9 protein-coding genes are annotated in these 11,812 nt (G+C 72.6%); 5 read left to right on the top strand and 4 right to left on the bottom strand.

All coding sequences use genetic code 11. The features are described 5' to 3' along the window. Positions 1 to 9: 9 nt before the first annotated feature. From AB0N07_RS20490 to AB0N07_RS20475, 4 genes are all read right to left on the bottom strand, one after another. Positions 10 to 201: a hypothetical protein gene (locus AB0N07_RS20490; protein WP_365836911.1), complete on the bottom strand. Its 192-nt coding sequence runs from the start codon at positions 199 to 201 to the stop codon at positions 10 to 12. A 229-nt stretch (positions 202 to 430) separates the two neighbouring features. Next, positions 431 to 928, bottom strand: a complete 498-nt coding sequence (locus tag AB0N07_RS20485) for a hypothetical protein (protein ID WP_365836909.1) — start codon at positions 926 to 928, stop codon at positions 431 to 433. Positions 929 to 1,327: 399 nt separating this feature from the next. Continuing rightward, positions 1,328 to 3,652, bottom strand: coding sequence for a heavy metal translocating P-type ATPase (locus tag AB0N07_RS20480; RefSeq protein ID WP_365836907.1), 2,325 nt, complete (start codon positions 3,650 to 3,652; stop codon positions 1,328 to 1,330). A 29-nt stretch (positions 3,653 to 3,681) separates the two neighbouring features. Beyond that, positions 3,682 to 4,563, bottom strand: coding sequence for a universal stress protein (locus AB0N07_RS20475; protein ID WP_365836905.1), 882 nt, complete (start codon positions 4,561 to 4,563; stop codon positions 3,682 to 3,684). Between the two features lie 377 nt (positions 4,564 to 4,940). Between AB0N07_RS20475 and AB0N07_RS20470 the strand changes: the two genes are divergently transcribed. From AB0N07_RS20470 to AB0N07_RS20450, 5 genes are all read left to right on the top strand, one after another. Further along, positions 4,941 to 7,634 carry a GNAT family N-acetyltransferase gene (locus AB0N07_RS20470; RefSeq protein ID WP_365836990.1) on the top strand — a complete coding sequence of 898 codons (2,694 nt, stop codon included), beginning with the start codon at positions 4,941 to 4,943 and terminating at the stop codon, positions 7,632 to 7,634. Positions 7,635 to 7,645: 11 nt separating this feature from the next. Next, positions 7,646 to 8,377 (top strand): CBS domain-containing protein, encoded by a 732-nt coding sequence (locus AB0N07_RS20465; RefSeq protein ID WP_365836903.1) that lies wholly within the window; start codon positions 7,646 to 7,648, stop codon positions 8,375 to 8,377. Positions 8,378 to 8,393: 16 nt separating this feature from the next. Continuing rightward, a complete protein-coding gene (locus AB0N07_RS20460; protein ID WP_365836901.1) occupies positions 8,394 to 8,903 on the top strand; it encodes a flavodoxin domain-containing protein in 510 nt (169 codons plus the stop codon). A gap of 212 nt (positions 8,904 to 9,115) precedes the next feature. Next, on the top strand, positions 9,116 to 11,176 hold the full coding sequence (locus AB0N07_RS20455; RefSeq protein WP_365836899.1) for a discoidin domain-containing protein: 2,061 nt from the start codon (positions 9,116 to 9,118) through the stop codon (positions 11,174 to 11,176). Positions 11,177 to 11,203: 27 nt separating this feature from the next. Continuing rightward, positions 11,204 to 11,812, top strand: a complete 609-nt coding sequence (locus AB0N07_RS20450; RefSeq protein ID WP_365836897.1) for a TetR/AcrR family transcriptional regulator — start codon at positions 11,204 to 11,206, stop codon at positions 11,810 to 11,812.

Here is an 11,812-nt window from a genome sequence, read left to right as displayed (position 1 = left end):
CCTCCCCGGTCAGTCGGGAGCGTCCAGGCTCTGCGCGGCGAGCTCTCTCACCCGCAGCTCCTTGGCCCGCAGCCGCCGGCCCTCCGCGTACCAGTGACGGCGGGCCCACGGGCGCCAGTGAGGGGGCTCGCGCCGCTCCCAGTCCCGCAGGGCGATCACGGTGCACGTGTCCTCGACCACCAGCACCATCACGGTGGGCATTCGCAGCGCAGCCTCCACACCGACGGTGCGCCGGGCACAGGGCAGGTGCAGAACGGTGGCAGGACGCCTGGACGACCGGCGTGAGGGAACCGTGCTCATGGGCCACCTCCGGCACTGCGCTCTCGGGCGGGGCTGTAGGGACATAGTGGGCACGGGACGCCCCGCCCCGGCATGGGCCGATCGGTCCTTCCGGGGGCCGTCAGGACCCTTCGACCCGTCCGGTGCCGGGTCAGCCGTCGACGCGGATGCCGGAGATCAGCTGCGTCTCGAGGTCGGACTGGATCATCAGATGGGTACGACGGACCCGGCCGGCGGAGTCCTGCCAGGTGAGCGTGACCCTGGTCCAGCAGTGCCCCATGCCGCTGTCGTTGTAGACGACCTCCCAGGCGACCGGCACGCCCTTGGCGCGCAGCACACCGTCCTTGTGGTGGGCCGCCTCCCACCGCGCCAGGTCCGCGCGCAGCCCGGCGGTCAGCCAGTGGGCGCGCAGGGCGTCGGCCAGCCGGCCCCGCCCGGAGTCGTACAGGACGTCGATGTAGGCGCCGTAGAAGTCGGCGACCCGGTCGACGGCGGAGCGCGGGCTGCCCTTGCGGGCCGGAGCGGTGGCCGCGGCCGTGGTCGGCCCGGCGGCCGTACGGATGCCGGTCGCGGCCGCCGGTGTCGACGCCGCCAGGGCCAGCAGCACGCCGCCCAGCGTGACACGGCGCAGCGCGCGAAATGTCATCATGTCCTTCCCCTCTCTGCAGCAGTGCACGTTTGTTCCTCAACTCCATTACACCGGCGGGAAGTTGCCGCCGCCGCGGGCCGACCGGCCCGATGTGATGGGTCGGTCGGTCACACCCCGGCACCGGCGATCAGCCGGTGCCGCAGGGCCAGTGACGCGCAGGTGAGGAGCACCACGGCGAAGCCCGCGAGGACGGCCAGGTCCCGCATGATCGCCGACAGGTCCCCGTTCCGGGACAGCAGCGTCGTCCACGCGTCGACGGCCCGGGCGTGCGGTACGGAAAGCTCCCGGCGTCGGGGTGTACGAGACGGGCGCAGTCGAGGACGGGCCGTGCGGTGTCCGGGTTTCGCGGGGGATCGGTCATGTCGTCTCCTCGCCGATGGGCGTGGCCCGCGGGGGGTCTCAGGGCGCGAGGGAGAAGTAGCTCTCCTCCTCCTGCGTGAAGTGCAGGCGCAACACGGTGTGCAGGCCGTAGAGGCAGGCCCGCAGGTCGTCGAGCTGCTCCGGTGACAGGGAGCCGTCGCGGCGGGCCAGTGCCAGGTGGGTGGCGATGCGGCGGGAGAGTCGTGCGATCTCCGCGTGCGCACGGCTCATGGTGACGGTCGCCTCGGGCCCGCCGAGGGCCGGGGCGAGCGCGGGATACAACTGGTGCTCCTCGGCCTCCTCGTGCGGCAGCAGGCGCTCGGTGAGCAACCGGTGCACTTCGCCCACCGAGGCGAGGGACTGCGGGCCCGCCCCGTCCGACAGCCGGTCCGCGGCGTCGCGTACGGCGTCCAGGACGTCCTGAAGGTCGTCGTGTTCCGCGGCGAACCGGTGGATGAGGGCCTCGGCCGAGGGTGTGAGCAGCGGCCGGCCCCGCCGGTCGTCGCGCAGCACGCGCAGCGCGTTGAGGATCACCGCGACATCGATGCCCTCCTGCAGCAGGGCGCCCACGGCCGGTGGGAGCAGGCCGAAGGCGGCCGCGACCATGGCGGCAAGGGACAGCACCATGCCGCCGAGTGCGCTCTGCACGGCGATGCGCCGGGCCCGTACGGCGATCGCCACGGCGTCGGCCAGGCGGTCCACGCGGTCGGTGGTCAGGACGATGTCGGCGGCCTCGGAGGATGCCGTGGAGCCCCGGGCCCCCATCGCCACGCCGATGTCGGCGGCCGCGAGGGCCGGGGCGTCGTTGACGCCGTCGCCGACCATCACGGTGACGGCACGCCTGCGCTCGGCGCGCACCGCGGCGACCTTGTCGGCCGGCGCGAGGCCGGCCCGTACGTCGTCGAGGCCGAGGACGGCGCCCACCTCGCGCGCGGGCTCGGCGCGGTCGCCGGTGAGCATCACGAGCCGTTCGATGCCCGCCGCGCGCAGGAGGCGCAGCGTGCGCTGGGCGTCCGGGCGTATCGGATCGCGCAGGAGCACAGCGCCGACGGGGCTGCCGTCCACGCAGAGCCAGGCCACGGCCGCCTCGTCCAGGACCGCCCGGTTGTCCACCGCCCTTGCCCAGGTGGGCAGTTCGGCGGACCCGGCACGCCGGCCGATCGTCATCCGCCGCCCGGCCACGGTACCGGCCGCACCCCGGCCGGGCTCCTCCGACACGTCATCGGGCACGGACAGCCGAAGCCCCCGCTCGCGGGCCGCGTCGACCACGGCCTCGGCCAGGACGTGCGGGGAGTACTGGTCGAGGGAGGCCGCCAGCCGCAGCACCTGAGCCGGCTGCCAGCGCGGCGCGGCGACCACGTCGAGGACGCGGGGGCGGCCGGCCGTGAGGGTGCCCGTCTTGTCGAGGAGCAGCGTCCGGGCCCGGCCGAGGTTCTCCAGCGCCCCTCCGTCGCGGATCACCACCCCGAGACGGGAGGCCCGGGACAGACCGGAGACGACGGCCACGGGTGCCGCCAGCAGCAGCGGACACGGCGTCGCCACCACCAGCACCGCCACCGCCCGCACGGCGGAACCGCTCAGCAGCCAGGCCAGCCCGGCGACCGCCAGGGACAGCGGCAGGAACCAGGCCGCGTACCGGTCGGCCAGCCGCACCACGGGAGCCGACTCCGCGCCCGCCTGCCCGGCCAGCCGCACGATCCCCGCGTAGGTGCTGTCCTGCTCGGTCGCGGTGGCGCGCAGCTCGAAGGCACCGCCCGCGTTGACCACCCCGCTGCGCACCGACTCGCCCTGCGCGCGCCGCACGGTGAGCGGCTCGCCGGTCAGCGCCGACTCGTCCAGCACGGCCTCCGCCCCGGCCACCCGGCCGTCGACGGGCACCACCTCGCCGGGCCCCACGACCAGCAGATCGCCGACGGCGACCTGCGCCGACGGGACCGTGCTCACCCCGTCGTCGGTGAGCAGCCGCGCGGTGCGCGGGGCACGCTCCAGCAGGGCACGCAGATCACGGGAGGCGCGCTGCTGCGCCGCCGCCTCCAGGGTGCGGCCGGTGGCGAGCATCAGCGCGATGAGCGCTCCGGCCAGGTACTCGTGCACCAGGAGGGTCCCGCCGAGCGCCAGCACAGCGATCACGTCGACGCCGGCGTGGCCGCGCCGCAGGTCGGCCAGCACCCAGCCGAGCGCCGGGCCCACGGCGGCGACGGTGCCCAGAGCCCAGCACAGATCCGCGGGACCGGGAGCGCCGGCGAGCCGGGCGATGCCGCCCGCGACGAGCGCGGCCGCCGTCACGGTCAGCAGGACGGATTCGAGCCCCGGCGCCCCGAACGGCCTGCGCCGCTGCTGTTTCCCGCTGGTGCTTCGGTCCATGACAAGCCTCGATCGGGCGGGCGGTGCGGTCAGTCGTGCGGTACCACGGCGACGGGGCACGGCAGGTGGTGCAGGGCCGCGTGCGCGACGGGACCGAGCTTCCAGGTGAGCGGCGAGGGGTGGCGCCTGCGGCCCACCACGGTGAGCGTGCTGCGCGCGGACGCCGCGAGCAGGACCTGGGACGCGGAACCCCGGGCGACGTGGTCGACGACCTCGACGCCGGGGAACTTCTCCTGCCACGGTGCGAGGTCGGCGGCGAGCCGCGTGAGTTCGTCCGCCTCGTAGCCCTGCCCGGGACGGTCCGCGTGCGGATGCGTCACCAGCGACGCCAGCGGCAGCGCCCGGACCGCACGCACCCCGGCTCCGTGCACCTCGGCTGTGGTGAAGGCGAACTCCAGCAGCGGATCGGCGGCCGGGGGAGGTTCCTGGACACCGACGACGACTTCCCGCCGGCCGAGCGCCGCCGGGTGGCCCCAGCCGTCCTCCACGGAGGGATCGCCGGCCCGCACGGTCACGGCGGGGCACTGGACCAGGCCCAGGACGTGCAGGCTGACGGAGCCGAGCAGGAAGCCGGCCACGGAGCCGTGGCCGCGCGAGCCGAGCACCAGGAGCGCAGCGGTCTCGCCTGCGTTCACGAGGGCCTTCGAGGCGGGCTCGGAGAGCAGTTCCGTGACCACTGACAGTTCGGGGTGCCGGTGCAGCAGCTCGGCCTCCATCCGCTGTAGGACCCGTCCTCCGTAGCGCTGCTTGTCGAGGGCTTCCTGCGCGACGGGCACGTCGAGCGGCTGGGTGGTCCAGGAGTGCAGCAGCAGCACCGGCAGTTGCCGGTCCACGGCCTCGCGCGCCGCCCACCACGCGGCTGTCGTGCTCGCGGGGGAGCCGTCGACTCCGACGACGACGGGTCCGGTCATGGCGCACCTCCGGTGTCGGCGTGGCGAATGCCGCGCATGTCCCTCCCTCAAGGCTGGCCGCCGTACGACCGGCGAGGGAGGGCCGGACGGTGCGCCCCTTGGGCCCGTACGGCCCACTGCGACGTGGTGCCGTGTGACGGACTGCGGCTTTCGGAGGTGTGGCGGGGGGCCCGGGCGACGTCGCCGGCACGGTCCTGCCGGTGCTGCTCGCCGGACCGGTCGTGCACGCCGTACCGATGGGTCCTGCGAGGCCGGGCGAACGGTGGAGCAACCGGCCCGAGGGCCGACCGGCCCCCGTGTCACCGCCGGTCAGCCCCTGGGACCCCGCCCCGTTCCGCTGGACGTTCGAGGTGGAGAGAAACCTGGAGGAGACCGCGATGACGGACCACACGACCAGCGAGCCCCCGGTCCACGCCCTGCTCGCGGACGGCACCACGGTGTGCATCCGTCCCGCGGGGGCTGCCGACCACGAGCAACTGCAGGGGCTGTATGAGGAGATGTCCCCGGAGAACCTGCGGTTGAGGTTCTTCGGTGTCAGCCGGCGTTCCGCCGAAATGGCCGCCGATCGTGCCTGTGCCGCGCCCCGTCCCGGATACCGCGCGCTGTTGGCCGAGCGGGCGGGCCAGGTGATCGGTCTCGCCGAGTACGACACCGGCGGCCTCGGCACCGAGGCCGACATGTCCATCGCGGTCGCCGACGGGCTGCACCATCGCGGTGTGGGCACCCTCCTCGTCGAACACCTCGTCTCCGCCGCACGCGCCGAGGGGATCACGACGTTCACCGCCGACGCGCTCAGCGAGAACCGCGAGGTGCTCCGGCTCTTCGCCGACCTCGGCCTGCACATCGGCCGACGCTTCGAAGGACCCGAGGTGCGCTGCACCATCGCGCTGGACGAGGACGACAGCTACTTCTCGGCGGTCGAGGAGCGCGGCCGGGCCGCCGACGTGCTCAGCCTGCGCCCCCTGCTGCGGCCGCGGGCCATCGCCGTCATCGGGGCCGGGCGCAAACCGGGCTCCGTGGGCCGGGCGATCCTGCACCACCTCAAGGCCGGCGGCTACACCCGCCGCATGTTCGCGGTGAACCCCGCCGCGACCTCCCTCCTCGGCGTGCCCTGCCACCCCTCGGTCAGCGCTCTGCCCCGGACACCGGACCTCGCCGTCGTCGCCGTACCCGCCGCCGCGGTCCCCGCCACCGCAGAGGAGTGCGGCAAGGCGGGCGTACGGGCCCTGCTCGTGGTCACCGCCGGACTCGACGCCGACCAGGCGCAGGCCCTGCTGGCGGCCTGCCGCACCTACGGCATGCGGCTGGTGGGCCCCAACTGCCTGGGCCTGTCCAACACCGACCCGGAACTGAGCCTGGACGCGACCTTCGCCGCGAACCACCCGCGCCCCGGCACGGCGGGCGTGGCCGTGCAGTCGGGCGGGGTGGGCATCGCCCTCCTGGACGGGCTGTCCCGGCTGGGCATCGGCGTGTCGACCTTCGCGTCGCTCGGCGACAAGTACGACGTCAGCGGAAACGACATGCTCCAGTGGTGGGAGAGCGACGGCCGCACCCGCCTGGCGCTGCTGCACCTGGAGTCGTTCGGCAACCCCCGGGCCTTCTCCCACACCGCCCGCCGCGTGGCACGCCGTATGCCCGTGCTGACCGTCGACGCGGGACGCACCGACGCGGGTCGGCGTGCCGCCGCCTCGCACACCGCCGCGGCCGCCACCCGCACCATGACCCGCGCGGCGCTGTTCACCCAGGCCGGCATCACCGCCACCCGCTCGGTCGGTGAACTCCTCGACGCCGCGGCCCTGCTGTACTCCCAGCCGCTGCCGGCAGGGCCCCGGATCGCGATCGTCACCAACGCCGGCGGGGCCGGAGTTCTCGCCGCGGACGCCTGCGCCGAGGCCGGACTTTCCGTGCCCGCGCCCACCCCGCACCTGGTCGACGACCTGCTCGCCCTGCTGCCCGACGGCGCCGCCGCCGGAAACCCCGTCGACGCCACCGCGGCCGTCACGGAGGACCAGCTCGCGCAGTGCGTCGACCGCCTCGTGCAGCACGGCGACGCCGACGCCGTCCTGGTCGCCCTGGTGCCCACCGCGGTGGCCGCGGCCACCGGCGACGACCTGGTACGGGCCGTGACCCGGCGGTCCGGACCCCGCCCGAAACCGGTGGTCGCCGTACGCCTCGAACAGGCGCTGCCCGTGGAGCTGCTGCCCGCGACCGACGGCGGCACCATCCCGTCGTACGCCGAACCGCAGGCGGCGGCACGGGCGCTGGCCCACGCTGTGCGCCGCACGGAATGGCTCGCCCGGCCCGCCGGGACGGTCCCCGCCCTCCACGGCGTCGACACGGCACGCGCCCGCTCCGCCGTCGAGACCTACCTCGACGCACACCCGGACGGCGGCTGGCTCGGCCCGCGCGAGTGCGCCGCACTCCTCGACTGCTACGGCATACCCCAGTTGCCGTGGGCCTGGGCCGAGACCGAGGACGACGCCGTCCTCGCCGCCGACCGGCTGCGCGGCGCCGACGGCCGGGTGGTCATGAAGGGCCACTGGCCCGGCCTGCTGCACAAGACCGCCGAACACGCCGTCCATCTCGACCTGCGCGGCGACTCCCAAGTACGTGCCGCCTTCCGGGACTTGGAGACCCGGTTCGCCGGCCTGCTGACGGGCGTGGTGCTGCAGCCGCTCGCCGACCGCGGCACCGAACTGTTCGCGGGCGTCGTCCAGGACGAGGTCTTCGGCCCGCTCGTGCTCTTCGGCCTCGGCGGCACCGCCACCGAGGTGCTCGCCGACCATGCCGCCCGCCTGGCCCCGCTCACCGACCACGACGTGCACGACCTGATCACGGCGCCGCGCTGTGCTCCGCTCCTGTTCGGCGCGAACGGTGCCCGGCCCGTCGACCTCGAAGGCCTCGAACAGCTGCTGCTGCGCCTGTCCCGGATGGCGGGCGACCTGCCGCAGCTCGCCGAGGCCGACTTCAACCCCGTACTCGCGACACCGGGCGGAGTGACCGTGCTTGACGCACGGGTGCGCCTGCTGCCGCGCCGGCCGCACGACCCGTATCTGCGCCGCCTGCGCTGAGGAGGAACGTCATGAAGCACAACAAGGTCGGCTCCGTGATGACCACGGAGGTCGTCCGCGCGACGTACGGCACCCCCTTCAAAGAGGTGGCACGGCTGCTCGGCGAGCACCGCATCAGCGGACTGCCGGTGGTCGACGAGGACGAGAAGGTCATCGGTGTCATCTCCGAGACGGATCTCATGGTCCGGCAGGCCGAGACGCCGGACCCGTTCGAGCCGAAGAAGCGCCACTGGCCGGCCTCCATGACCCGTGCGTCCCGGCAGCGGGACACGAAGGTCAGGGCCCGCACGGCAGGTCAGCTGATGACCGAGCCGCCGCTGACGGTGCACGCCGACAACACCATCGTCGAGGCGGCCCGGACCATGGCGCAGCACCGCATAGAGCGGCTTCCCGTCCTCGACGAGGAGCACCGGCTGGTCGGCATCGTCACCCGCCGCGACCTGCTCCAGGTCTTCCTGCGGTCCGACGCGGACATCCGCACCGAGGTCGTCGAAGAGGTGCTGGTGCACGCGCTGTGGCTGCCGCCGCGCAGCATCGACGTCCAGGTGGTGGAGGGCGTGGTCACGCTCTCGGGCCAGCTGGAACGCAAGAGCGAGACGGAGATCGCCGTCTCCATGACCCGGCAGATCGACGGAGTGGTCGCCGTGGTCGACAGGCTCACCTACCGGCTGGACGACGCCAAGATCCAGCCCCAGGAGCAGGCCCTGCACGGCGTGGCCGACGACTGGCTGCGCAAGCTGTGAGAGGAGGCGGACCGCCATGCCGGGCAACGTGCTGGTCGCCTACGGGACGACGAACGGATCGACCGCGCAGATCGCCGAGGCCGTGGCCGAGGTCCTGCGCAAGGAGGAACTCACGGCCGCCGTACTGCCGGCCGGGGCCGTCGTCGATCTGACGGGGTACGACGCCGTCGTGGTCGGCGGCGGGCTGTACGCCGGACGCTGGCACAAGGACGCCCGCCGGTTCGTGCGCCGGCACCGCCGCGCACTGGCCGAGCGCCCGCTGTGGTTCTTCAGCAGCGGCCCGCTCGACGCCTCGGCCTCGGAGCGGGACATCCCGCCCGTGCCGGGTGTGCGCCGCGCGATGACCCGGCTCGACGCCAGGGGACACGTCACCTTCGGAGGCTGCCTGCAGGAGGGTGCCAAGGGCCGGATCGCCAAGATGATCGTGCGCAACGGAAAGGGTGGGGACTTCCGCAACTTCCCCGAGATCCAGGCATGGTCGGCGCACGTCGCCGGTGAACTGGTGGCGGAACGGGCGGAGAGCTGAACAGAGGGATACGCACTGAACGCGGTGCGGGCAGCTGAGGGGCACGGCCTCGTGGCGCATGGCCGGCGGAAGAGGAGTGTCATCAGGTCAAGCGTCCCGGTCCCTTGACTCGGAAGGTGCCCGCACCCATCCTCGTCCCATATCTTGCGCTGGTCATGACAATCTTGTGGGTTGATCGACCGCGCGATCCCGCAGACCGAGGGACGTGGGCCGTGACGCCGACTCGACGCTCGTACCGCAGACGCAAGAACGTCACCGTGCTGTCGCTGCTTCTCTTCCTCCTGACCCTGACCTTCGGCCCCACGCCGAGTTCCGCGGCCGGAAACGACTGGTGGATCCCGACCTCGCGCCCTGCCCCGGACGCCCGGATCAACATCACCGGTGAGCCGTTCACCGGCACCGATTCCGCGGGCGACGTACGCGGATTCGTCGACGCGCACAACCACCTGTTCTCCAACGAGGCCTTCGGCGGGCGGCTGATCTGCGGGAAGGTGTTCTCGGAGGCAGGTGTCGCCGACGCGCTCAAGGACTGTCCCGAGCACTACCCCGACGGCTCCCTCGCGATCTTCGACTACATCACCCACGGCGGCGACGGCAGGCACGACCCGGTCGGCTGGCCGACCTTCAAGGACTGGCCGGCGTACGACTCGATGACCCATCAGGCGAACTACTACGCCTGGCTGGAGCGGGCCTGGCGCGGCGGGCAGCGGGTGCTGGTCAACGACCTCGTCACCAACGGCATGATCTGCTCGGTCTACCCCTTCAAGGACCGCAGCTGCGACGAGATGACCTCCATCCGGCTGCAGGCGAAGCTGACGTACCAACTGCAGGACTACATCGACAGGATGTACGGCGGCCCCGGCAAGGGCTGGTTCCGGATCGTCACCGACAGCGCACAGGCCCGTGAGGTGATCAGGCAGGGCAGATTGGCCGTCGTCCTGGGCGTGGAGACCTCCGAGCCGTTCGGCTGCAAGCAGATCCTCGACATACCGCAGTGCAGCAAGGCCGACATCGACAAGGGCCTCGACGAGCTGTACGGGCTCGGCGTGCGCTCGATGTTCCTGTGCCACAAGTTCGACAACGCGCTGTGCGGCGTCCGCTTCGACTCGGGAGGCCTCGGAACGGCCATCAACGTCGGCCAGTTCCTGTCCACCGGCACCTTCTGGCAGACCGAGAAGTGCTCCGGACCCCAGCACGACAACCCCATCGGCACCGCCTCCTCCGCCGCGGCGAAGGACCTCCCGGCGGGCGTGGACGTCCCCACGTACGACTCCGACGCACAGTGCAACAAACGCGGACTCACCGACCTCGGCGCCTACGCCGTGCGCGGCATGATGAAACGCAAGATGATGCTGGAGATCGACCACATGAGTGTCAAGGCGGTCGGTCAGGCCCTGGACATCTTCGAGGCCGCCTCCTACCCCGGCGTGCTCTCCTCGCACAGCTGGATGGACCTGAACTGGACGGAGCGCGTCTACTCTCTCGGCGGCTTCGTCGCCCAGTACATGCACGGCTCCCAGGGGTTCGTCGCGGAGGCCGCCCGCACGAAGGCGCTGCGCGACAAGTACCACGTGGGCTACGGCTACGGCACCGACTTCAACGGCATCGGCGACCACCCGGCCCCCCGCGGCGCCGACGCCCCGAACAAGGTCACCTACCCCTTCAAGAGTGCCGACGGCGGCTCGGTCATCGACCGGCAGACCACCGGTGAGCGCACCTTCGACTTCAACACCGACGGTGCGGCCCACGTCGGCATGATCCCCGACTGGATCGAGGACATCCGTCTCAACGGCGGCCAGGGCGTGGTGAACGACCTGATGCGCGGCGCCGAGTCCTACCTCGACACCTGGGGAGCGACCGAGCAGCACCAGGCATCGGTCGACCTCGCCAAGGGCGCGGCCGCTACCGCCAGTTCGTCCGAGTGGAACCCGTTCACCAGCTATCAGCCGGGCCGGGCCGTCGACGGTGACGAGGGCACCCGCTGGGCGAGCGACTGGAGCGACGACCAGTGGTGGCAGGTCGACCTGGGCGCAACCCACCGGGTCGGCCGGGTCACACTGGCCTGGGAGCGCGCCTACGGCAAGTCGTACCGCATCGAACTCTCCACCGACGGCACCGACTGGCAGACCGTCTGGTCCACCACATCCGGCGACGGCGGCCTGGACACCGCCCGCTTCACCGGCACACCGGCCCGCTACGTCCGCATCCACGGTCTGCAGCGCGGCACCGACTGGGGATACTCGCTGTACGAAGTGGGCGTCCACAGCGCCTGAGGTCCGTCACCACCACCGAGGACGCACATGGCACGCATGCCGTCGGCCGAGCGGCGCAGACAGCTGACGGAAGCGGCGATCAGGGCGATGGCCCGGGACGGCGTCGCCAGGACGACGACCCGGTCCATCGCCGCCGAGGCGGGCGTGTCCCTGAGCGTCTTCCACTACTGCTTCGACTCCAAGCAGGCCCTGGTCGAGGCCGTCATCACCACCCTCACCGACCACTCGGTGACCGTGGTGAAGAAAGCCCTGCGGCCCAGGACCACGCTGGTGGAGACCGTCCGGGCCGGCTTCCAGGCGTACTGGGACCACGTCCGCTCCCACCCCGACGAGCACATGCTCACCTACGAACTCACCCAGTACGCCCTGCGCGAGCCGGGTTTCGAGCACCTGGCACGACGGCAGTACGAGCTGTACGGCGCCGCCTACACCGAGCTCCTCGACGGACTGCGCCGCACCATGGACCTTCAACTCGCCGTCCCGGCAACGGTGCTGGCCCGCTACCTGGCCGCCATGACCGACGGGCTGACCCTCAACTACCTCGTCCTCGGCGACGAATCGGCCTGGGCCGACATCCTCGACACGGTCACCACCCACATCGCCGGCCTGGTCCACGACGACGTTCGGCGGGCCTAG

Source organism: Streptomyces sp. NPDC051172 (assembly GCF_040682555.1).
In the GTDB taxonomy this organism is placed as follows: domain Bacteria; phylum Actinomycetota; class Actinomycetes; order Streptomycetales; family Streptomycetaceae; genus Streptomyces.
This window is presented reverse-complemented; position numbering and strand designations above follow the sequence as displayed.

Coding starts and splice junctions, on each gene's coding strand:
- AB0N07_RS20490 (WP_365836911.1), bottom strand. CDS start 201: ATGCCCACCGTGATGGTGCTGGTGGTCGAGGACACGTGCACCGTGATC.
- AB0N07_RS20485 (WP_365836909.1), bottom strand. CDS start 928: ATGATGACATTTCGCGCGCTGCGCCGTGTCACGCTGGGCGGCGTGCTG.
- AB0N07_RS20480 (WP_365836907.1), bottom strand. CDS start 3,652: ATGGACCGAAGCACCAGCGGGAAACAGCAGCGGCGCAGGCCGTTCGGG.
- AB0N07_RS20475 (WP_365836905.1), bottom strand. CDS start 4,563: ATGACCGGACCCGTCGTCGTCGGAGTCGACGGCTCCCCCGCGAGCACG.
- AB0N07_RS20470 (WP_365836990.1), top strand. CDS start 4,941: ATGACGGACCACACGACCAGCGAGCCCCCGGTCCACGCCCTGCTCGCG.
- AB0N07_RS20465 (WP_365836903.1), top strand. CDS start 7,646: ATGAAGCACAACAAGGTCGGCTCCGTGATGACCACGGAGGTCGTCCGC.
- AB0N07_RS20460 (WP_365836901.1), top strand. CDS start 8,394: ATGCCGGGCAACGTGCTGGTCGCCTACGGGACGACGAACGGATCGACC.
- AB0N07_RS20450 (WP_365836897.1), top strand. CDS start 11,204: ATGGCACGCATGCCGTCGGCCGAGCGGCGCAGACAGCTGACGGAAGCG.